The 21,858-nt window shown below is 66.6% G+C and carries 19 protein-coding genes and 1 pseudogene; 13 read left to right on the top strand and 7 right to left on the bottom strand.

Features of this window, described 5'->3' with window-relative positions; translation table 11 throughout:
- The 3 genes and pseudogenes from Q319_RS28195 to Q319_RS0107265 all read left to right on the top strand — a co-directional run.
- Positions 1–275, top strand: a pseudogene (locus Q319_RS28195) (IS701 family transposase); the annotation flags it as partial.
- A 139-nt stretch (positions 276–414) separates the two neighbouring features.
- Entirely contained in the window at positions 415–789 is a 375-nt protein-coding gene (locus Q319_RS28965; protein ID WP_051655188.1) for a twin-arginine translocase TatA/TatE family subunit, read from the top strand.
- Between the two features lie 117 nt (positions 790–906).
- On the top strand, positions 907–2,406 hold the full coding sequence (locus Q319_RS0107265; protein WP_029481475.1) for a YifB family Mg chelatase-like AAA ATPase: 1,500 nt from the start codon (positions 907–909) through the stop codon (positions 2,404–2,406).
- 26 nt (positions 2,407–2,432) lie between these two features.
- Here the strand turns inward: Q319_RS0107265 and Q319_RS0107270 are convergent, their stop codons facing one another.
- Both Q319_RS0107270 and Q319_RS0107275 read right to left on the bottom strand, forming a co-directional pair.
- Entirely contained in the window at positions 2,433–2,771 is a 339-nt protein-coding gene (locus Q319_RS0107270; RefSeq protein ID WP_156039216.1) for a hypothetical protein, read from the bottom strand.
- A gap of 90 nt (positions 2,772–2,861) precedes the next feature.
- The gene (locus Q319_RS0107275; RefSeq protein ID WP_029481477.1) at positions 2,862–3,152 is read right to left on the bottom strand and encodes a hypothetical protein; all 291 of its coding nucleotides are present in this window, start codon (positions 3,150–3,152) and stop codon (positions 2,862–2,864) included.
- 280 nt (positions 3,153–3,432) lie between these two features.
- On the opposite strand from Q319_RS0107275, the gene Q319_RS0107280 reads away from it, so the two are divergent.
- The 3 genes from Q319_RS0107280 (at position 3,433) to mutL (ending at position 7,685) form a co-directional block, all read left to right on the top strand.
- Complete coding sequence (locus tag Q319_RS0107280) at positions 3,433–4,827, top strand: hypothetical protein (protein WP_156039217.1); 1,395 nt, start codon at positions 3,433–3,435, stop codon at positions 4,825–4,827.
- Complete coding sequence (locus Q319_RS0107285) at positions 4,817–5,935, top strand: [LysW]-lysine hydrolase (RefSeq protein ID WP_034414216.1); 1,119 nt, start codon at positions 4,817–4,819, stop codon at positions 5,933–5,935. Before Q319_RS0107280 ends, Q319_RS0107285 begins: the two co-directional genes overlap by 11 nt.
- A 76-nt stretch (positions 5,936–6,011) precedes the next feature.
- Positions 6,012–7,685 (top strand): DNA mismatch repair endonuclease MutL, encoded by a 1,674-nt coding sequence (gene mutL, locus Q319_RS0107290; RefSeq protein WP_029481480.1) that lies wholly within the window; start codon positions 6,012–6,014, stop codon positions 7,683–7,685.
- Between the two features lie 56 nt (positions 7,686–7,741).
- On the opposite strand, the gene Q319_RS0107295 is transcribed toward mutL, so the two are convergent.
- Complete coding sequence (locus Q319_RS0107295; RefSeq protein ID WP_029481481.1) at positions 7,742–8,935, bottom strand: M20 family metallopeptidase; 1,194 nt, start codon at positions 8,933–8,935, stop codon at positions 7,742–7,744.
- Positions 8,936–9,020: 85 nt separating this feature from the next.
- Positions 9,021–10,598 carry an ABC transporter substrate-binding protein gene (locus Q319_RS0107300; protein WP_029481482.1) on the bottom strand — a complete coding sequence of 526 codons (1,578 nt, stop codon included), beginning with the start codon at positions 10,596–10,598 and terminating at the stop codon, positions 9,021–9,023.
- Positions 10,599–10,985: 387 nt separating this feature from the next.
- Between Q319_RS0107300 and Q319_RS0107305 the strand changes: the two genes are divergently transcribed.
- Positions 10,986–12,419: a phosphoglucomutase/phosphomannomutase family protein gene (locus tag Q319_RS0107305; protein ID WP_029481483.1), complete on the top strand. Its 1,434-nt coding sequence runs from the start codon at positions 10,986–10,988 to the stop codon at positions 12,417–12,419.
- Positions 12,420–12,565: 146 nt separating this feature from the next.
- On the top strand, positions 12,566–13,882 hold the full coding sequence (locus tag Q319_RS0107310) for a hypothetical protein (RefSeq protein WP_029481484.1): 1,317 nt from the start codon (positions 12,566–12,568) through the stop codon (positions 13,880–13,882).
- A gap of 28 nt (positions 13,883–13,910) precedes the next feature.
- Here Q319_RS0107310 and Q319_RS0107315 read toward each other — a convergent pair whose 3' ends face one another.
- The 3 genes from Q319_RS0107315 to lpdA form a co-directional block, all read right to left on the bottom strand.
- Positions 13,911–14,831 carry an NADP-dependent oxidoreductase gene (locus Q319_RS0107315; protein WP_211252337.1) on the bottom strand — a complete coding sequence of 307 codons (921 nt, stop codon included), beginning with the start codon at positions 14,829–14,831 and terminating at the stop codon, positions 13,911–13,913.
- A gap of 54 nt (positions 14,832–14,885) precedes the next feature.
- Positions 14,886–15,833, bottom strand: coding sequence for a type I phosphomannose isomerase catalytic subunit (locus Q319_RS0107320; protein ID WP_029481486.1), 948 nt, complete (start codon positions 15,831–15,833; stop codon positions 14,886–14,888).
- 64 nt (positions 15,834–15,897) lie between these two features.
- Positions 15,898–17,304, bottom strand: coding sequence for a dihydrolipoyl dehydrogenase (gene lpdA, locus Q319_RS0107325; RefSeq protein ID WP_029481487.1), 1,407 nt, complete (start codon positions 17,302–17,304; stop codon positions 15,898–15,900).
- A 106-nt stretch (positions 17,305–17,410) separates the two neighbouring features.
- On the opposite strand from lpdA, the gene Q319_RS0107330 reads away from it, so the two are divergent.
- The 5 genes from Q319_RS0107330 (at position 17,411) to accC (ending at position 21,833) form a co-directional block, all read left to right on the top strand.
- Entirely contained in the window at positions 17,411–18,451 is a 1,041-nt protein-coding gene (locus Q319_RS0107330) for a M42 family metallopeptidase (RefSeq protein WP_029481489.1), read from the top strand.
- A gap of 59 nt (positions 18,452–18,510) precedes the next feature.
- Positions 18,511–18,840: a putative immunity protein gene (locus Q319_RS29095; RefSeq protein ID WP_425387982.1), complete on the top strand. Its 330-nt coding sequence runs from the start codon at positions 18,511–18,513 to the stop codon at positions 18,838–18,840.
- A gap of 247 nt (positions 18,841–19,087) precedes the next feature.
- A complete protein-coding gene (locus tag Q319_RS0107340; protein WP_029481491.1) occupies positions 19,088–19,792 on the top strand; it encodes an IclR family transcriptional regulator in 705 nt (234 codons plus the stop codon).
- A 184-nt stretch (positions 19,793–19,976) separates the two neighbouring features.
- Positions 19,977–20,486 carry an acetyl-CoA carboxylase biotin carboxyl carrier protein gene (gene accB, locus Q319_RS0107345; protein ID WP_029481492.1) on the top strand — a complete coding sequence of 170 codons (510 nt, stop codon included), beginning with the start codon at positions 19,977–19,979 and terminating at the stop codon, positions 20,484–20,486.
- 9 nt (positions 20,487–20,495) lie between these two features.
- Positions 20,496–21,833 (top strand): acetyl-CoA carboxylase biotin carboxylase subunit, encoded by a 1,338-nt coding sequence (gene accC / locus Q319_RS0107350; protein ID WP_029481493.1) that lies wholly within the window; start codon positions 20,496–20,498, stop codon positions 21,831–21,833.
- Positions 21,834–21,858: the final 25 nt, after the last annotated feature.

Raw genomic sequence — 21,858 nt, forward strand, 5'->3', positions numbered from 1 at the left:
CCCTCACCATTGCCAGAACCACGCCACTTCTTTTGGGGCTGTTCTCTATCGTGACGCTGCTTGCCCAGCGTCTCTGGTCGCAGGGTGATGTGGAAATCAGGACTTGCGCCTGGTATAGCAAAACCCTGCCGACGTTCTCAGATGCCCTGGCGACAGTCAGGCGGGCGTTGTGGCGTCTACCGACTTTTACGATGTCCCGGTCATGCCGGGACATCGTAAAAGTCCCGCGACAGGTTTTTGAGCGCATGTCAGACGCGTTGTGTTACGCAGCTTGATTCCCAAAATGGACAAAGTCGAACTAAGGCTTCATCAGATTCAGACTGTGCTTCCGGGTCTAACCCCCCGTTCACCTCCGGGGCTAGACTGCGGGCCAAGACGCCGCTCCGAATCCACGCGCCCACAAGGAGACTTCCCATGCCCAACATCGGCCCCGCAGAACTGATCGTGATTTTACTGGTGGCCCTGGTGGTCTTCGGCCCCCGCAAACTCCCTGAGCTGGGCAAGAGCCTGGGCGCGGGACTGCGCGAATTTCGCAAGAGTACCCAGAGCCTCAAGGACGAGCTGGATGTCGGTCTGAACGATAAGGGCGCGCAGGCGGCCCCGATTCAGACCATTCACGCCTCTGTTCCGGCCCAGGCTGTATCGGCGCAGCCCGTGAGCGCCGCCGCCGTGACCCCGCAGGCCCAGGCTACCGCGCCCGCCGCCGATGTCGTGGTCGAACCCGTGGCCGCCGAACCTGTGACCGAAGCAGTCAATCTGGAGAAAGAGAAAGAAACCGTCCAGGGCTGAACCTGCCCCTCTCCAGAATTCGCCGTCCCCAGGGGCGGCTTTTTTTGCTGGGCCGCCGGTCATTTCTGCTACGCTGACCGCCGTGTCGTTTTCTCCCTTTTCTGGCGGTCAGCCCTGATGCTGGCCCGCGCCCGCAGCGTGGCCCTGATCGGTGTGGACGCCGTCGCCGTGGAAGTCGAGGTGGACGTGTCGCCCGGTCTGCCCGCGTTTACCGTGGTCGGCCTGCCCGATCAGGCGGTCAGTGAAGCGCGTGAGCGGGTGCGGGCGGCAATTCGCAACGCGGGGCTGCCGTTTCCGGCGGCGCGGATCACGGTCAATCTGGCCCCGGCGGACCTGCGCAAAGAGGGACCGCTGTATGACCTCCCTATCGCGCTGGGCGTGCTGGCGGCCCAGGACCTGCTGCCCGCGCGGGCGCTGGACGGCCTGCTCTGTGCGGGAGAACTGGCGCTGGACGGCAGCCTGCGTCCTATCGCCGGGGCCGTTAATCTGGCGCTGCTGGCCTCGTCGCTGAGTCTGCCCGCCCTGCTCCCCGAAGGCAATGCGCGAGAGGCGGCCCTCATCGACGGCCTGACCGTCTATGGCGCACGCACCCTGCTGGAGGCGGTGGCCCACCTGAGCGGACGCACCGAACTCCCGGTCACGCCTGCTCCGGAGGCGGAAGACGACAGCGGCCTGCACCTCGATCTGGCCGACTTGAAGGGACAGGCGGCGGCGCGGCGGGCGCTGGAAGTCTCGCTGGCCGGGGGGCACAACCTGCTGCTCGTCGGCTCTCCGGGCAGTGGCAAGACCATGCTGGCCCGCCGCGCACCGGGGCTGCTGCCGCCGCTGACCCGCGCCGAGGCGCTGGAGGTCACGCGCATCCACTCGGCGGCGGGCATTCTGAATCTGCGCGGTGGCCTGAGCCTGGGTGCGCCGTACCGTTCGCCCCATCACACCGTCTCGGACGCAGGATTGATCGGCGGGGGCAGCATTCCCCGGCCCGGAGAGGTCAGTCTGGCCCACCGGGGCATCTTATTTTTAGACGAGTTCCCTGAATTCAGCCGCAAGGCACTGGAAACCCTGCGCCAGCCGCTGGAAGACGGCACGGTCACGATCAGCCGGGCGCGGGCCACGGTGGAGTATCCGGCGCGCTTCCAACTGATTGCCGCCATGAATCCGTGTCCCTGTGGGCATCTCGGTGACCCGGAAAAGGGGTGCGCCTGCACGGCCTCCGAGCGGACGCGTTACGCGGCCAGAATCAGCGGGCCGCTGCTGGACCGTCTGGACATCGTCTGCCGTGTTCCTCGTTTGACGGTAGATGAGCTGACGCGTGCGCCGGAGCCGGAAGCATCTGCGCCAGTTCGCACGCGGATCACGGCGGCACGTAGCCGGATGGTGGAGCGCCAGGGCGTCCGCAACGCCGATCTGGCCGGGCAGGCACTCAGAAAACACGTTCCATTGGCCCCTGGACCCGAGAACTTCGTGCGCGCGGCGGCGCGGCAACTGGGCCTGACCGGGCGCGGCTTTGACCGCGTGCTGCGCGTGGCCCGCACGGTAGCGGACCTGTCGGGTGAGTCGGACGTGCGCGAGACCCATCTGGCCGAAGCGGTGACCTACCGCCCCCGCGAGCTGACCTGATGGGTCTCCAGTTTGGCGCACAGCGCTCAGCTCTCGCTGGTGCCCCGGTCCCGGTCCGGCATGGGGGTGTTGACCCCGTCATTCTGGCTGAGGCCGCCTTCTCCGGCATCGCCCACGCGGGTTTCGTTGGTGGGGTCTACCGGGCCGCTGCCCTTCTCGATCAGGGCGTCGGGGTTGACCACGGCGGGAAAGCCAGCCGAGCCACCTGTGCCGCCGCTCACGACGACGGGGATAAAGTCCGCCTCGTCTGCCAGATCCCGTCTGGCCTCGCCCGGCAGCGAGGAGTTGGTACGGTTGCCTGCCTCGCTCTCGACTTCCTCGACGCTCTTGCCCAGCGGTTTGTCGCCGTATCGGTTATCCGTCATGTCCGCAGTCTGGGCGATGCCGGCAGGGTCCGGGTGAAGCGGGCCTGCACCTTTTCTTATGCTGGTTTTCCTGCTGAATGGCGGTCCCGTTCAGCTCTCGCTGTTTTTGCTGCTCTGCCCAGCGTCGGGGCCACGGCGCTCCCCGGCCACCACGCTGTCGGTCAGCAGGGTGTCGGTCAGCAGGGCGTCCGGCGCAATCACGCCAGGGGTGGTGCTGGTGTTGCTGTTGGAGACGGCGGGAACCACCGCCACCGTTTCCTCGTCGTGGCGAATCTGCTCTCCCGGCACCGGGGAGTTGACCCGGTTGCCCGCTTCACTCTCGATTTCCTCGGCGCTCCTGCCCAGGGGTTTGCTGCCGTAGCGGTCAGAGGAATCGGTCATGTGCCCAGTGTGTTGGCCGGGCCGCCAGGGCGGGTGAGGTGGGGGGTGGCCTCTTCTTCACGCGGCCCCTGTTCCGTCCTCTGTTCCGTCCTCTGTTCCGCTGTCAGTCCCGCCGCCTGCTGCGCCGCACCACGGGTCCGCCGGACCGCGAGTTGTTCAGGACAACGGTCCACGGCGGGCACGCCAAATCGGTATGCTGGGCGTCAAGAACGCAGCCGAGAACCCGCAAGACAGGGCGGTTCAGCCCGGACCCACCGCCCCCCATTCCCGAGGAGAGAACATGACCCAGAGTGCCCCCAGTGAACGCGCCCAGACGGCCCTGAAAACAAGTGGAATCAATTCCGTGTCCCTGATGTCGCTGGAGCGGGAGGACGCGCTGTTCGTCCTGACGGGCGACATGCTGGTCTATCAGGACGGCGGCGGCACGCGGCGCGTGACCCTGCGCGACCTGACCCGGATTCACAGCGATCAGGCCGGGCTGCTGCGGGTGGAAACCCCCGCCGGAACCGCCCTGACCGCCAGCCTGCTGGGCTTCGACGTGGCCCAGGTCCAGACCTTTTTCAAGGGTGTTCGTAGCGCCACCGCCCGCGCCAAGGACCTGCCGGATTCGCCCACGCCGACCCCCGGCGGGGCCAAGACCTTCGGGTCCGCGCCCGCAGCGGCACCCGCAGTGGTGCCCACAATCGCGAACGGGGAGGGCAAGAACCAGACCGCCCAGTCGGAGGACAACCGGTCACACGCCACGCCCGAGGTGGCGGTCCCTGAAGTGGCCGGGATGCCCGAGCCGGCCAGCACCCCAGAGGCGACACCCCGGACCGCTGAAACGGCGTCGCCCAATCCAGCGCCCAGCGTCAGCGGTCCGGGGCCTGAGCAGGACAGGGTTCCAGAGACCGCCGGGTCCAACCTGACTGCCCAGCCCGTGACGGGTGCAAAGCCCCCCGCAGCCGCACCTCCCGAGTCCAGGAAGGCCGGGGGCAGCGCCGAGAACCCGGTGGTCATCTCGTCGTCGAGCTTCTCGCCGAATGTCAGCAAGCCGGGGCTGGGCGCAGTGGTCGCGGCGGCAAAAGCCGAGGCCGTCAAGCCCGACAGCACCCAACCCGGTCCTGCCAGGTCCGACACCACTAAATCCAACACAGCTAAATCCAACACAGCTCAATCCAACACAGCTCAACCCAACACAGCTCAACCCGAACTCCGCAAGGGCCAGACCGCAGCGCCCCTCTCTGACCTCCCGGCAGACCAGGCGGCCCCCAGAATCGAGCTGCCCAGCCGCCCCACCCCGCGCAGCGCCGTGGCGGTTCCCGGCAACAGCGCCCCGGACAGTTCAGAGCCTGAACTCCAGGCTGTCCCGGATCCCATGCCCAGTACGCCGCCCGTCACGGCACTCTCGAAGGTGGCGGCGGCCACGGCGCTGGCCCGGCAGGCCGAAACGGTCGAGACCCTGGCCGGGCGGCTGAAACTGCTGGGCGCGGTGCTGTTCGTGGGCGCGCTGGCGCTGGCCTTCTTCCAGTTCACGGGCGATCAGGCGCTGGCCGGAATCTGGACCCTGCTGTCGGGCGGCGTGGGCGCTATCGCGCTGCTGGCGCTGGGCGAGCTGTCGGCCTTGCTGGCGCTGCTGGCCCGCGTGCCCGGCCCAGTGCGGACCACTGCCCATGACGGCGGGCATGACGGCTGAAACCCACAGCACCGGACCCCACACCGACGCCCAGCGGGCCGCCCGCGAACTGCTGATCGGGGCCGTCTCCATCCCTTCCCTGTCCGGGCACGAGGGCGAGGTGGCCGAATTTCTGCGCGACTGGATGGAAGCGCGCGGCTTCGCGGCCCAGGTGGACGGGGCGGGCAACGCCGTGGGAGCGCGCGGCAACGGTCCCTACACCGTGGCGCTGCTGGGCCACATGGATACCGTGCCGGGCGACATTCCAGTGGGCGTGGACAGCGACGGTGTGCTGCATGGGCGCGGCAGCGTGGACGCCAAGGGTCCGCTCTGCACCTTCATGGCGGCGGTGGCGGCGCTGCCTCCGCAGGCCCTGGATCACGTCCGTTTCGTGGTGATCGGCGCAACCGAGGAAGAGGCCCCCAGCAGCCGGGGCGCGCGGCACATCCGGGAAGTGCTGCACCCGGACGCCGTATTGATCGGCGAACCCAGCGGCTGGGAAGGGCTGACCCTGGGCTACAAGGGCCGTCTGGTGGCGCAGGTCCGCGCCGAGAAGGACAACTTCCACACGGCAGGTGAGGGCAGCAGCGCCGCCGACGATCTGACCGAGGCGTGGTTCCGGGTGCGCGCCTGGGCCGCAGCGGGCGCAGAGGGTAAGGGCATCTTCGATTCCGTGCAGGCCACCATCCAGGGTATCGGGGCCACGGGCGACGGCCTGACCCAGCGCGCCGAGTCCACCTTTGGCCTGCGCCTGCCGCCGCGCCTCTCGCCGCAGGAGGCGCAGGCACAGATTCTGGAGCTGCTGGGCGATCTTCCCAGCGTTTCCGTGAGCTTTGTCGGCCATGAAACCGCTGTGCGTCACCCCAAGGACAACCTTCTCACGCGAGCCATGCGCGTCGCCATTCGCGCCCACGGCGGCACCCCCGTCTTCAAGATCAAGACGGGCACCAGCGACATGAACGTGGTGGCCGCCCACTGGCCGGTGCCCACGCTGGCCTATGGCCCCGGCGACAGCGCGCTGGACCACACCCCGGACGAACGGCTGAATCTGGCCGAATATGACCGCGCCGTGCTGATCCTGACCGACGCGCTCACACGGCTGGCGGCTTCGGTTTCGCAGCACGACTGAGGTACGAAGGGGAGCAACCCCTCAAGCGCGAAATGCGCCGCAATGGCCCTCCCAGCGGTGCGCTACGCTTGCCCGTATGATTCGCGTGCTGCCCCCCGAAGTCGCCCGGCTGATTGCGGCGGGCGAGGTGGTGTCGCGCCCGCTGGACGTGGTGCGCGAACTGGTGGACAACGCGCTGGACGCCGGGGCCAGCCGCATTGAGATTGAGCTGGAGGGCGGCGGCCTGTCCCTGGTGCGTGTGCGCGACAACGGGGGCGGCATCGGCGCAGGCAGCGTGGAACTGGCCGCCGTGCGCCACGCCACCAGCAAACTGGAACCCGTGGCCGGGGCTGTGGAGCGCGTGACCACCCTGGGCTTCCGGGGCGAGGCGCTGTGGGCGGCGGCGCAGGCCGGAGAGCTGCACCTGATCACTCGCCCGGCGGGTCAGGTAGGCGCGTCCGAGGTCTGGGCGCAGGGCGAGGACGTGCGCGTGGGCCGCGCCGCCGCCCCGGCAGGCACCACGGTCACGGTGCGCGGCCTCTTTTCCCGTCTGCCCGCCCGCCTGCGGACCCAGGCCACCCCCGCCGCCGAGGTGCGCGAGGTGACCGCGCTGGTGGGCCGTTACGTGCTGCATCATCCGGGCCTGCACTGGCGCTTGAGCGTGGACGGCGATCCCAAACTGACCCACGCCCCCGCCGATCACCGGGGCGCGGTGGCGAGCGTGTACGGCCCGCTGAATGCCAACCGGGTCCTGAAGGTGGAATCGGCTGGAGACGGGGTGGGTGTGCTGGGCGTCGTCTCGCGCCCGGAATTGACGCGCGCCAGAAGGGACCGGATGCATTTCAGCGTCAACGGGCGGCCCATCCTCGCGCCGCCGGAGCTGGAAAAGGCGGTGATAGACGGGTACGCCGAGTTGCTGCCCGCCGGGGCCGCGCCGCTTTGCGTGCTGGATATCACGGTTGCGCCGGGGGACCATAACCCCAATGTCCACCCGGCCAAGCAGGTGGTGGCCCTGGCCGATCTGGGCGGCGTGGCCGCGCGGGTGCGGGAAGCGGTAGCGGCAGCCCTGGCACAGCACCCGCTGGCCCGCGCCGCGCCTGCCCTGATCGCCCCGCCCGAACCCTCCGAGTCGCCCCGCAACGGCTCTTTCCCCGAACTGACGCTGGTGGGCATCTACCAGGAGCTGTACCTGCTGGCCCAGGGCGAGGGTGACCTGTGGGTGGTGGATGCCCACGCCGCCCACGAACGCGCGCTGTACGAGCGGCTCACGCGCGAACTCCTGACCGCCCCGCCCGTGGAGCTGCCCGAGCCGGAGCTGCTGCACCTGAGTGCCCAGCAACGGGCCGCCCTGAATGAGCGCGCCGCCGAATTGCGGGGCTGGGGCCTGGAAATCGAGGACTTCGGCGCGGGTCTGGCGCGGCTGCGGACCCTGCCCGCCGCGCTGGCCGCCCTGCACATTCCCAGATTGCACGAGCAGATCGTGGAGGGCGCGCTGGGGGGTGGTCCCGATCCGCGCCGTGACGTGCTGGCGAATCTGGCCTGCGCGCCTGCCCTCAAGGCGGGGATGCTGGACCACGGACGCGGCGCGCTGGTGCTGGCTGCCCTGGCCGACTGCGAACACCCCTGGGCCTGCCCCCACGGACGCCCCACCACGTTGCGTCTCTCGGAGCGCGATCTGGTGCACGCGTTTGGGCGGCGAGGAGTACGGGACGTGGCGCGGGGACGGGACGCCGAGAAGAAAGTGATGCCGAAAGAGACCCAGCGGAATTGAATAGAAGAGACGGAGCGCAATGAAGAATTACGCGCCCCGTCCAGTATCCCTGACGTTTAGACCGGCTGCGTCAGCCGCTGGGCCGCCCCGATATACATCCGGGTGCCGTGGTCCAGAGCGCGTTCGTCGATGTCAAATTTGGGGTGATGGTGAGGGGCGTACTCCGGGCCGCCCGCACCGATCAGCACGAAGGTTCCGGGGGCCACCGTCATGTAGGCGCTGAAATCCTCGCTGCCCATCAGCGGCTGGCCCTCGATGACCGTGACTGTGTCACCAAACGTTTCCTGCGCCACCTCGCGCAGAATCGCGGTGGTGGCCGCGTCGTTGACGGTGGCGCGGTAGCCGTTCTGGTAGCTGAAGGTGTAGGTGGCCCCGAACGCCTCGGTGATGCCCTGCACGATCTTTTCCATGCGCTGCGGCATCAGCTTTCGCAGTTCGGGGTCAAAGGTCCGCACGGTGCCGTTCAGGGTGGCGGTGTCGGGAATGATGTTGTGCGCGGTGCCGGAGTGAATCTGGGTGACGCTCAGGACGGCGGGCACAATCGGATCGAGCTGGCGCGAGATCACGCTCTGGAAGGCCAGCACGATCTGCGCGGCGATCACCACCGGGTCCACTGTCTGGTGCGGCTGCGCGCCGTGACCGCCCTTGCCCTGGATCACGATGTCGAAGCCGTCCGGCGAGGCCATCAGCGGCCCCTCGCGCAACATGATCACGCCCGCAGGAATGGGACTCATGACGTGTTCGCCCATCACCACGTCCACCCCGGCCAGCGCGCCGCTGTCCACGATCTGCTGCGCGCCGCCCGGAAAATGTTCCTCGGCGTGCTGGAAGATGAAACGCACCTCGCCGCAGAGCTTCTCCGGCTGGGCCGACAGCACCTTGGCCGCCCCGAGCAGCATCGCCGTGTGCGCGTCGTGACCGCAGGCGTGCATGACGCCCCCCCGCTTGCTGGCAAAGGGCAGTCCGGTTTCCTCGGTGATGGGCAGCGCGTCCATGTCGGCGCGCAGCAGGACGGTGCGCCCCGGCCCGGCCCCGCCCTTCAGGGTGGCCAGCACGCTGGTGGGCGTGGGCCGCGTGACCGTCAGGTTAGGGAGTTTCTGAAGCTGACCTTCCACGAAATCGGCGGTCTCGTTCTCGTGAAACGACAGTTCCGGGTTCTCGTGCAGGTAGCGCCGCCACTGGATCACCTGCTGCTGCAACGCGTAATCCTCGATGCTGGCCTGGGCGGGCTGACGGATGCTCTGGGTCATGGGAAACCTCGTGGGTGTTGAAAGAGAGGGGGGTGACGCGAAAGCTTTTCCACGCCACCCCACAGGACTTCAGACGGCGTGAACCTTACTTCTTGCCGTCAATGGTGATGTCTTCAAACGGCAGCAGGCTGGACGGCCCCGGCTGCCAGCCCTTGACATAGGTGCGGATGGCCGCCAGCGGGCGCGAATGCACGATGGGCAAGCGCACATTGGCGTCGTAGGTGATCTGGTGGATCTGGGCGTACGCTTTGGCCTGCGCCGCGCGGGTGGTGGCAGCGGCGGCAATACGCATCTGGTCAAAGATTTTCTGGCTGCCGTAATTGCTGTCTTTCGTGGCTTCCTCGCCGTAGTAGGTGTTGTAGAAGTTGTACGGACTGGCGTACGGCCCGGTCCAGCCGATCATGTACATGTCGAAGCCGGGGGACTTGTTGCGGTCATCCAGGTACTTGGCCCAGTCCTCGGTCTTCAGGGTGGCCTTGATCCCGATGGCGGCCAGATCGGCGGCCATCGCCTCGGCAATCGGTTTGGGGGTGGGGAAGTACGGGCGGCTGACGGGCATGTACCACAGGTCCAGACTGAACCCGTTGGGGTAGCCCGCGTCCGCGAGGAGCTTCTTGGCCGCAGCGGGGTCAAACTTGTAATCGGCGGGGACGCTGGGGCTGTTGGCCCACTTCAGCGCCGGGGGCACGAAGCTGGCGTCGGTGACGCCCAGGTCGCCCCAGAAAGCTTCCACGATGGCCTTCTTGTTGATCGCCATAGAAATGGCCTGCCGCACCTTGTCGTTCTTGAGGTACTTGTTGCCCAGGTTCAGGCTGAGCATCCCCACGTTAAAGGACGGCACCAGCACCGCCGACAGGTTCTTGTCGGCCTTGACCGCCCCCAGTTGTTCCGGATTCAGGTCCGTGGTGAAGTCAATCGTTCCGGCCTTGAGTTCGTTCAGGCGGGCGCTGGGGTCTTTAAGGAAACGCAGCACCAGCGCGTCGTATTTGGCCTTGTTGCCCCAGTACGCCTTGTTGGGGATCAGATTGATGCGGTCCCCGGTCTTCCAGTCCTGCATGATGAACGGCCCGGTTCCCACGGGCAGTCCGGCGGGCGTGCCGTATCTGGCCCCGGCTTTCTTGATGGCTGCCGGGCTGGCAATGCCAAAGAAACTGGTAGCCATCGTTTCGGGAAGCTGCGCGTAGCCGCGCGTCATGGTGAAAATGACCTTGTTCTGGCCGTCGGCGCGGACGCTTTTGAGGATGGTTCCGGGATCGCCCTTGAAGCCGCCGAAGATGAACTGCCAGGAGGTAAAGGTCTTGCTCTGTTCCTTTGCGCCGCCGGGAGCAGCGGGGTCCCACCAGCGGTTGACGTTGTACACCACGGCGTCCGCGTTGAACGGCGTGCCGTCGGTGAACTTGACGCCGGGCCGCAGGTAGAACGTCCATTCCGTGGCGCTGGCATTGGAGGTCCACCGGAGCGCCAGACTGGGCGAGATGTCGCTGGTTCCGTTCTTGAAACGCACCAGACCGTCGTAGACCATCATCTGTGGGGTGGCCGAGTTGCCGTCGGTGATGGTGCCGGAATCCAGCGAGACGGGTTCGCCGCCCGCGCCGTAGACCAGCGTGACCGCGCCTGCCGATGTCCCCAGCAGAGCCAGGGAAAGAAAGAGGGAACGCCGCATAGGAGCCTCCTGAAGTTGAAAAAGGGGAAGGGCGAGATCGGAGCCGGGTTGAATTGTCGAAGCTGCTGTGAGGCTAGGGATTTCGGGGCATAAAGTCAAACCTGATTTGCTCATCTGGACCCCGTCGGTAGCGCGGCAGAAATCGGAACAGCGCAGGGTGCCTGCACTCCAGGCCCGCAGGGATGCCGTTCTCCTGCCCACCGGTCCTGTCCAGAACAGCGCCAATGACCCGTACAGCCCGCAGAGGGGACGCGTGGACGCCCGTTCGGATTTCCAGGTGTTCCAAGCACCTTTCCACCGGAGTCCGTCTCAGCCCGCGTTTTTGCCCGCCCCCTGCTGGAGTCCTGTCAGGCGCTTCTTGCTACGCTATGGGCCGGAGAACCCTGCATGCCCATCAAATTCGGAACGGACGGCTGGCGCGACATCATCGCGGACGAATTTACCTACGACAACGTGCGCCGTGTCGCTCAGGCCCACGCCCAGGTCCTCCGGCAGGGGGGCGGAGGCGCGGTGGTGGTGGGCTTCGACACCCGTTTCCAGGGTGCTGGTTTTGCCCGCGTGGTGGCCGAGACGATGGCCGGGCAGGGGCTGGACGTGTGGCTGGCCACCGAGTATCTGCCCACCCCGGCCCTGTCCTTCGCCGTCGTCCACCACGGCGCGGCAGGGGGCGTGATGGTCACGGCCAGCCACAACCCGCCCGCCTACAGCGGCTACAAGCTCAAGGGGCATTACGGCGGCAGCGCCACCCCGGCCCTGGTGGCCCAGGTGGAGGCTGCCCTGGACGCACCCGAAGCCTACAGCGGGCCGCGCGGCACGGTGCGCCCCCTCGATATCCGGCAGGCGTACTACGGGCAACTGGACCGGCAGCTCGATCTGGAGGTGCTGCGCTCCTACCGGGGCCGCGTCATTCACGATCCGATGGGCGGCGCGGCCTGCGGCTGGCTGACCGGCTACGCCGAACACGCGGGCTTGCAGCTTGGTCTGACGGAACTACACGGACGCCCCGATCCGCTGTTCCACGGTGTCAACCCCGAACCCGTTCCGCAGAGTCTGGGCGAGCTGATGGCCCTGCTGGCGGGGGAATCCGGGCAGACGCTGGGCGTCGTGACCGACGGCGATGCGGACCGGGTGGGCGCGGTCACAGCGGGCGGGCAGTTCTTCAACAGCCACCAGATCTTCGCCGTGCTGACCGCTCACCTGTACCGTGTGCGCGGTCTGCGCGGGCGTGTGGTCAAAACCGTGTCGGGCAGCCGCGTGATCGAGTTGCTGGCCCGCAAGCTGGGGCTGGAGGTGCTGGAAACCCCGGTGGGTTTCAAGTACATCACCGATGCCTTCCTGGAGGGGCAGGACGACGAGAGCAGGGCCGTGCTGATCGGCGGCGAGGAATCCGGCGGGCTGTCCTCGCGCGGGCACATCCCGGAGCGCGACGGCCTGCTGAACAGCCTGCTGATGATCGAGGCGATGGCGGCCAGTGGCAAAAGTCTGTCCGAACTGTTTGCCGACATCGAGGCCGAGGTGGACTTCCGGCACCACTATGACCGCGCGGACCTGCACCTGAGCAATCAGTTCGATAAAGCCGCGCTGCTGACCGCTGCCCAGAACTTTAAGGAGGTGGCGGGCCATGCCGTGGAGGGCATCAACACCCGCGACGGCGTGAAGCTGACGCTGGCGGGCGGAGCCTCGGCCATGTTCCGGGCTTCCGGCACCGAACCCGTGGTCCGCGTGTACGTGGAGGCCCAGAGCGAATCGGACCTGCGCGCCATTCTGGACGAGGCCACCCGGCGCGTGTATGACCACGATCCGGGGCATCAGCCCGGCTGAAGCGTCCCGTTCCTGGAACACCACTGTCAGCGGCACTTGAGGCCAGCAGTGGTGTTCTCATTCTCAGAGCCGTTACAAAGGGAGGTCAACCGCGCCTTTCTGGAAACCCCGCCTCCCACCCCGCGTAACCTCAGGAGGACAGACCCATGCCAACCCTGAACCGACGCCTCACCCGCACCCTTCTGCTTGCCGCGCTGACGCTGCCCGTCTGGGCGGGGGCAGCCACGCCCAGATTCGCGGGGGTGAGCTGGAAAGACCCCGCCGACCTGAAGGTTTCGGACCGCTCCGGCAGGTGCCCCAGCAGGTGTGTGGTCTACGAGGGCAAGAAAAACGGCTTCCCGCTGCTGCGTGTGCATGAGGCCGTGATCGGCAGCGGCCCGCAGACCCTCAAAACGTTGATGGCCTGGATGCAGGGCAGCGAGGGCGAGACGGTCAGGGTGGTTAAGGACGCCTTCAAGGCCGAATCGGTCAGGGACGGAGCCGTCACGGCGTATTTCTTCATGCTGGAACGGGGAGACAGGCCAGACGACCGCAGCCCGGACTATTCCACCTTGCTGCTGCTGGAACAGGGTGGCGTGACCCTGCCGCTGGAGCTGTACGGCCTGAGCCGCAGGCAGGTGGAAGGCAGTCCTCAGGGGATGCAGGACCTGCTCGATTCCGTCAAGCTGGACCCGGCGGCCATCAGGAAAGACCTGACGGCCCGCGCGCAGGCGTTTACCCAGGCGGCCCAGGCCATCACCAACGGGTACGCACGCGGCGAGAAGGTCAGGCTGTACACCTGGTCCAGATCCACCATGAGAAACGTCTACACGCCCAGTGGGATGCAGCTTCAGGCGTTCAACGACTCGGGACAACTGGCCTTTTTGCCCGGTGGCGTCTTTCTGGAAGATTCCCGCGCGAATTACCGCGCCCCGGACCTGAAGGCGGACGGACGGGGGGAATTGCCCGCCCGCTGGAAAAGCGTCGGTGGCAACTTTCAGGTGACCACGCCGGGCGGCAAAACCACCGTGTACACCGTCACGAAGCTCAGCGGCGGCCAGACCCGCATTGACGTGGGCAGTCAGGCGTATTACGAAATCCCCGCGCTGACGGCCAGAGACGTGACCGGCATCTTCAGCACCAAGTACGCCAGAACGTCCGGGACAGGCGATACGGCGGTCAATTCCAGCGGCAGCAAGGACCTTGAACTGCTGCCGAACGGGCGTTACGAGGACAGGGGCCAGAGCTTTACCTCGCTGACCGGCCCCGGCATCACGGCGGGTTCGGGGGGCAGCAAGGCGACGGGCGGCACCTGGAGTTACGACGCGGCCTCGTACGTGCTGACCCTGAAACCGGAGGGCGGAGGCAGCCGCAGCGGTCCCACCTACACCCAGGTCTTTAGCCCGGCGAACCGGCAGATCAAGGGGTCCAAGAGTGTGGACTGGCTGCTGCTGGGGGCCGACGGCTGGTGGAAGAGCAGGTAGGGCGGGTGCGTCACTGTGTCCCGTCCAGCTACCCCAGCACCACCACGGATTTCCCCCGTGCATGGCGGGTCTCGGTCTTTTTCAGGGCGTCCAGCGCCTCTGCAAACGGGTACTCGTTTTCAATGATCAGTTGAACCTGCCCCTTCGCTATTTCCGCCACCAGTCCGGCAACCTTGATCTGCGTGGCGTGGCTGTGGCTGATCTGCTGCACGGTGATTCCCCGCTCCGGGCGGATCTGGGCACTGTCTCCCGAAACCGTGATGAGTCTGCCGCCGTCCCTGACCACCGACTGGCTGGCCATTCCCGTTCCGGGCTGAATCGCCAGCGCGGCGCTGACCCCGCCCCCGGCCCAGACGCGCACCCCCTCCGGCCAGTCGGCCTGCTGATAATCGGCGGCGTGTTCCAGCCCCAGCGCCCGCATATGCGCGTGATTGCCCGCAGAGGCCGAGCCAGCCACGCGAATGCCCTGGGCCGCCGCCAGTTGAATCACCAGACTGCCAATCGCCCCTGAAGCTCCGGCAATAAACAGGGAATCGCCGCCTTGCAGCCCCAGCGCGTTCAGGCTCTCCAGCGCCGCTTTGCCCGCAATGGGAACCGCCGCGCCCTGGGCAAAGGTCAGACCGTCTGGCAGGGGGATCAGGGTGTGCTGGTTCGCGGCGGCATATTCCGCCCACGCGCCGCCCTGCGGTTGCAGGCTGGTGGTGAAGATGACCCGGTCACCGACTGAAACCCCGGCCACCTGATCGCCCGTCTCCACCACCGTCCCCGCGCCTTCCGTGCCGATGGTGTAGGGGAAGGCCACGCCCCGTGGGATGAAGGAGCGGTCATGAAGGCCGACGCCGAAGGCCCCCACCCGCACCAGCACCTCATCACCGCCGATCTGTGGAACTGGCGCGTCCACCATGCTGACCTCGCCGCTGTCTGCCGCGAGTCGTGCAAAAACTTTCATGGTCTCCATCACGTCCCTCCTCATTGGGTCTGGTGGCTGCTTTAGCCCTGCGCGTTACTCCGGCAGGCTGGACCTCAGCATCTGAAAGTCGCCGGAGAGCTGATACCCACCCACGGCGGCGGGCAGCAGCAGGGACTCAAACTGGCCCAGTCGCGTGGTTTCCCCGCCTGCCTCTACCGTTGCCTCACCCACCGTGACGGTCAGGACGTGAAAGGTCTGCCCAGCAGTGTCGTCCGCCAGCGTGCTGCCTGCGCTGCTCAGGCGTTCCAGCACGAAGTAATCGCAGCGGGTCAGCTCCTGAACGGCGTCCCGGGCGGGGGGCAGGGGAGAGGCAGGTGCGGGCCAGGGCCGCGAAACCTCGGCGCTTTTTTCGAGGTGCAGGGTGCGGCCAGCGGCGGCGGGGCGGTCCCAGTCGTGGATGCGGTAGGTCAGGTCACTGGTCTGCTGGACCTCGTACAGGAAGACCCCTGGCCCCAGCGCGTGAACGGTCCCGGCGGGAATCATGAAGGTGTCCCCGGTCTGAACGGGCGTGTACGCCACATGATCCATGACCTTCCCGGCCAGAATCGCCTCGCTCAACTTGTCCTGGGCCGTGTCTGGCTTGATTCCGGCAATGATCTGTGCGCCCGCGTCGGCGTCCAGCACCTGCCACGCCTCGGTCTTGCCCAAGTGGCCCTCGCCTTCCAGCATGCGGGCCTGCGCGTCGTCCGGGTGGACCTGCACGCTCAGCCAGTCGGCGCAGTCCAGCAGCTTGATCAGCAGCGGAAAGCGGATGCCGGAAGCGCGGCTGCCCAGCAGCTCCTGTGGAAACTGTTTTGACAGGGCGGCCAGCGTCTGCCCGGCATAAGGGCCACCCGAAACGTGGTTGTCCTCGCCGATGACCCACGCCTCGCCAATGGGTTTGCTGGTGTCGCCGCCTTCCGGGATCAGCCGGGTGCCGCCCCAGACACGTTCAACCAGTTTGGATTCCAGCGGCAGGGGAGAGGAGAGGGTGTGGGTCATGCCCACATCATAAAAGAGGGACAGACCGTGATCTGGTCTGCCCCTCTTCTGGTATTGCCACGCTTTACATATGCAGCGCGCGTCCGCCTGCCGCCAGCGCCGCTTCCTTGACCACTTCGCTGAGGGTGGGATGCGCGTGGATGGTGCGAGCCAGGTCCTCGGAGGAGCCGCCGAATTCCATGATCGCCACCGTCTCACCAATCAGTTCGGACACGTTGGGGCCAACCATATGCACGCCCAGCAGCTTGTCGGTGTCGGCGTCGGCCACCACTTTGACAAATCCGCGCGGATCGCCGTGACCCAGCGCGCGTCCGTTGGCGCTGAAGGGGAACTGCCCGGTCTTGACGTTGTGGCCCGCTTCTTTCGCGGCTTTCTCAGTCAGGCCCGCCCAGGCGATTTCGGGCGAGGTGTAGATCACCCAGGGAATCACGTCGTAATTGACGTGTCCGGCCTGCCCCGCCAGTTGCTCGGCCAGCGCCACGCCCTCTTCCTCGGCCTTGTGCGCCAGCATCGCGCCGCCGATCACGTCACCGATGGCGTAAATGCCCTTCAGATTGGTGCGGTAGTGGCTGTCCACCTTGACATAGCCGCGCTCGTCCAGCCCCAGCCCCACGGCGTCCGCGCCCATGCCCGAGGTGTGCGGAACGCGCCCAATGGACACGATCAACTTGTCGAACTGCGCCGTGACTTCCTTGTCTTTCTCGGTGTAGGTCACGCTGACGCCCGCGTCGGTCTGCTCCACTCTGGTGATATTGACGCTGAAGTGGAAGTCCAGCCCCTGCTTCTTGAACTGCTTCAGGGATTCCTTGGCAATCGCGTCGTCGGCGGCCAGCAGGAAACCAGGGAGGGCTTCCAGAATGGTGACCTCCGCGCCCAGGCGACGCCACACGCTGCCCAGCTCCACGCCAATGACGCCCGCGCCGATCACGCCCAGTTTCTGAGGAACCTCGCTGAAGGTCAGCGCGCCGCTGTTCTCCACCACATGTCCACCAAACGGGGCCAGCGGCAGTTCGCGGGGGCTGCTGCCCGTCGCCACGATCACGTTTTTGGCCTTGACCTCGGTTCCGGCGGCGTCCACGATCCACTCGTCGCCGTCGGCGCGGACCAGCTTGCCCAGGCCCGAGATGGAGGTGATCTTGTTCTTCTTGAACAGGTAGGCGATGCCCCCGGTCAGCTTGTCCACCACGCCCGTCTTGCGCGACAGCATCTTGCCCAGGTCCATCTTCAGACCGCCCACCGTGATGCCGTGATCGGCCACGTCGTGCGCGATCATCTCAAACTTCTCGGAGGAATCCAGTAGCGCCTTGCTGGGAATGCAGCCCACGTTCAGGCAGGTGCCGCCCAGACTGGGCTTGCCGTCCCGCGTAAAATCGTCCACGCAGGCGGTCTTGAAGCCCAACTGGGCGGCGCGAATGGCGGCCACGTACCCCGCCGGGCCGCCGCCAATGACCAACACATCATAGGAATCCATATCGCCCCTGAGCGTATCACCGCGCGCCAAAACCGAAGGTGCCGCGTCCTCCGTACTGGAGTCTCTGGGCTGGAGACAGAGACGCTGATCCGCCATATTGGGGGCCATGAACCCTGCCTTTGATCTGGACTACACGCTGGATGTCCTCGTGCGCCTGCTGGACACCCCCAGCCCCACCGGATTTACGGAAGCCGCCGTTGCGCTGATTGAAAAGGAGGTGGCGGCGCTGGGCATCACGCCCACGCGCACCCGTAAAGGCGCACTGACCTGGGAAGTTCCTGGCAGCAGTGAGGGCCACGTCACCTTCAGCGGCCACACCGACACGCTGGGGGCGATGGTCAAGGGCATTAAAACCAACGGGCGGCTGCGGCTGTCCATGCTGGGCGGCTACGACTGGGCCACTGTGGAGGGCGAGGACGTGCGCGTGCATACCCAGAGCGGACGCGTGGTCACCGGCACCGTGGTCAACATCCGCCAGAGTACCCACGTCCACGGCGCGGCCCTGCGTGACCTCAAGCGCGAGGCGTCCGTGATGGAAGTCCGGCTGGACGAGCAGACCGCCAGTGCCGCCGAGACCCGCACGCTGGGCATAGGCGTGGGCGATTTCGTCAGCTATGACGCGCGGCCCCGCGTGACCGCCGCCGGATACATCAAATCGCGCCATCTGGACAACAAGGCGGCGGTGGCGATTTTCCTGGCCGTCACGAAGGAATTGATCAACACTCCGCCCGCAAAAACGGTGGCCTTTCATGTCACCACCTACGAGGAAGTCGGCCACGGCGCGGCCACGGGCATTCCGCCCCACACCGACGAGTTGATCGCGGTGGATATGGCGGCAGTGGGCGAGGGCCAGACCAGCAACGAACACTGCGTCACCCTATGCGTGGCCGACAGCAGCGGTCCCTACGATCACGCGCTGGGCAACCGCCTGCGGGCGGCGGCGGTGCGGGCAGACCTGGACCTGCGGGTGGACATGTACCCTTTTTACGGCTCGGACGGTTCGGCGGCGTGGCGGGCAGGGGGCGATTACCCGGTGGCCCTCATCGGCCCCGGCGTGGATGCCAGCCACGCCTACGAGCGGATGCACACCGACGCCCTGCGCGACACGGCGGCGCTGATCCTGACTTATCTGGGTGTGGAGTCGTAAAGCCGGACCAGGGGGATCACCGCCTGCTGGCCCTCTGGGCTGCTGACTGCGCCGCGCATGTGTTGGCCTGCTTTGAGGCCCACCGTCCTGACGATGACCGTCCCCGGAAAGCCGTTGAGGCGGCGCGGGCCTGGGCGCGTGGTGATCTGAGAATGGTGGAGGCGCGGGCTGCCGCGTTTGCCTGCCATGCGGCAGCCCGCGAAGCTTCTGACCCCGCTGCCATCGCCGCCGCCCGTGCTGCCGGACATGCCGCCGCCACCGCGCATGTCGCCACCCACGCGCCACACGCGGCCAGATATGCGCGGGCTGCGGCTGCGGCTGAAGATGCAGAACGCGAATGGCAACGGCAACAGCTTCCAGAGCGGCTGTGGGCCTTCGCTTTCGGCTGAGTTGAAAGGAAACCCCTCAGTCGGCTTCGCCGCCAGCTCCCCTTAAAAGGGAGCCAGGGAGCGCAGAAGGTCGTGTAGGTTGAGAAATACCCCGCCTCCCTTCTAGGGGGAGGTCCCCGGAGGGGGGGAGGGGTCAAACCGCTGGCAGCCACCCCACGACTGGGTCAACAAGCCCCTCTCTTCCTCAAGCCACAATGAAGCCACACACACACTTACATTCTCCTCCTCGTCCGCGTAAGCTGGACGGGTGCTGTCCCTTCAAAAAGCGGCGAACATCCTGTCGGCCTTCAGTGCCGAGCAGCCCGAGTGGGGTGTGCGCGCACTGGCCGCGCATCTGGGCATTCCACGGGCCACCGCCCACGCCTATCTGGCAGGGCTGACCGGAGCAGGCTTTCTGCGCCGGACCCCCGCCGGAAAATACCGACTGTCCTGGCATCTGGCCGAGATGGGCGCGCAGCTCACGGCCTCGTTGCCGTGGTTTCCCGACGCCCGCTCATTGATCACCCGGCTGGCGCTGGAGGTGCGCTGCGTGGCCTTTCTGTGCATCCTGGAGGGCGAGGAAGTGGTGGCAGCGATCCGCGAACGCCACCCGGATGCCGACATCGATCTGCCGCTGGATATCTATCTACCCGCCACCTCCACTGCCAGCGGCAAGATCCTGTACGCGCACGCCGATATCACACCCAGAACGTTTTCCACCTGCACCCAGAGCAGCATCACCACGCTGGATGAGTGGCATACCGAGGTGGGGCGTGTTCAGCGTCTGGGCTACGCCTACAGCATCGAGGAATGGATTCCGGGGCAATGCACCCTGGGCGTGCCCTACCACTACGCGGGCGCGCTGGTGGCGGCCATCGGCGTGCAGATGAGCGCCGAACGCTACCTGCGCGAGGAACGCGCTGTGCGCGAGCGGGTGCTGGACATCGTGCGCGAGGCCGAGGGATTGAACTGAATTGAACAGCGCGGAACTGGACCGAGTTTCAAACTTCGACCATCCATCTGCGGAAGCCGCTAAACTCGGCAGGCAGCCAAACGGGCGTTAGGGACGGGGGAAGACTCCCCACGCCTGACCCGTCATGATGAACAGGCGCAACCCATCTCAGCAGACCCGATTGTCACGATCATAAGGAGGGGCCATGAACCCAGACGACCTGAAACAGATGCTCGATGCCCTCAAAGCCGCCGATGTCCGCGAATTCAGCCTCCAGACCGGCAGCTTTTCGCTGGACCTCAAGCGTGGCCCGCAGGCTGGGGGCAACGCCGCGCCCAGCGCCCCCGCCGCGCCCCAGCCCGCCTTTGAGGCCGCTTTTGACAGTGCGCCCACCCCTCCGGCCCCGGTCTCTGCCCCAGCTTCAGAGGCCGCTCCGGCTGCGCCCGCTGCCAGCGCGCCTGCGGCCCCGGCTGCCGCCAGCGGCGCGCCAGTCAAAGCGCCCATCGTCGGCACCTTCTACGCCAGCAGCAGCCCGGACGCCGCGCCCTACGTCAAGGTGGGCGACACCGTGACGGCGGGACAGATCCTGTGCATCATCGAGGCCATGAAGCTGATGAACGAGATCGAGGCCGAAATGGGCGGCGTGGTGCGCGAGATTCTGGTCAAGAACGCCGAGCCGGTGGAATACGGCCAGACCCTGTTCCTGATCGAGTGAGGCGGCGTCATGTTTAAGAAAATTTTGATTGCCAACCGGGGCGAGATCGCCCTGCGGATCATTCGCACGGCCCGTGAACTGGGCGTCAAGACCGTGGTGGTGTACTCCACCGCCGACGAGAAGAGCCTGCCCGTGCTGCTGGCCGATGAGTCGGTGTGCGTGGGACCGCCCGCCAGCAACGCCTCTTACCTGAACATCCCCAACATCCTCCAGGCGGCCCTCATGACCGGTGCGGAGGGCATTCACCCCGGCTACGGTTTCATGGCCGAGAACCCCGATTTCGCCGAGATGTGCCGCGAACACGGACTGGTCTTCATCGGCCCCACCCCGGAAAGTATGCGGGCGCTGGGCAGTAAGGCGGGCGGGCGTGAAATCGCCGCCAACTCCAACGTGCCCGTGGTGCCCGGAACCGGGATTCTGCCTGATCTGGACGCGGCTGTGCTGGCCGCCAAGCAGATCGGGTATCCGGTGCTGCTCAAGGCCAGCGCGGGCGGCGGCGGACGCGGCCAGAAGATCATCCGCACGCAGGACGAGCTGAAAAAGGGCTTTGCGCAGGCACAGGAGGAAGCGCGGCTGTATTTCAGCGATCCCGACCTGATCATGGAAAAGTTTCTGGAAGAATTCCGGCATGTGGAAGTGCAGGTCATGGGCGACGGCACCGGCCACGTCATCCACATCGGGGAGCGCGATTGCAGCATCCAGCGGCGCAACCAGAAGCTGATCGAGGAAGCGCCTAGCACCCTGCCCGACAGTCTGCGGCAGGAGATTCTGGCGGCGGGCGTGCGTCTGGCGCAGCACGTCAACTACGCCGGGGCGGGCACGCTGGAATTCATCGTGGACCGCGACGGCAACTACTACTTCATGGAGATGAACACCCGCATTCAGGTGGAACACTGCGTCTCCGAGATGATCAGCGGCCTGGATCTGGTCCGCATGCAACTGGAAATCGCCAGCGGCCACGGCCTGAACCTCAAGCAGGAGGACGTGGTGCTGCGCGGACACGCCATCGAGTGCCGCCTGAACGCAGAGGACCCCGACAAGGATTTCCGCCCGGCGGCGGGCCGGATCGACGACGTGCATTTCGCAGGTGGCCCCGGCGTGCGCGTGGACAGCCACGTCTACACCGGCTACGTCATTCCGCCGCACTACGACAGCCTGATCGGCAAGCTGATCGTGCATCACGACAACCGCGCCGAGGCGATTGCCCGCATGAAACGCGCCCTGGAAGAAACCGTGATCCAGGGGCCGAAAACCACCATCCCGCTGTACATCAAGATCATGGACAACCCGTTTTATAAGCGCGGCGCGGTCATGACCAACTTCCTGAAGACGCGCATGGACATGTAGGGTCCAGTTTCAGAGCATTTCGACA

Origin of the sequence: Deinococcus marmoris DSM 12784 (assembly GCF_000701405.1) — a bacterium.
Classification (GTDB): Bacteria; Deinococcota; Deinococci; order Deinococcales; family Deinococcaceae; genus Deinococcus; species Deinococcus marmoris.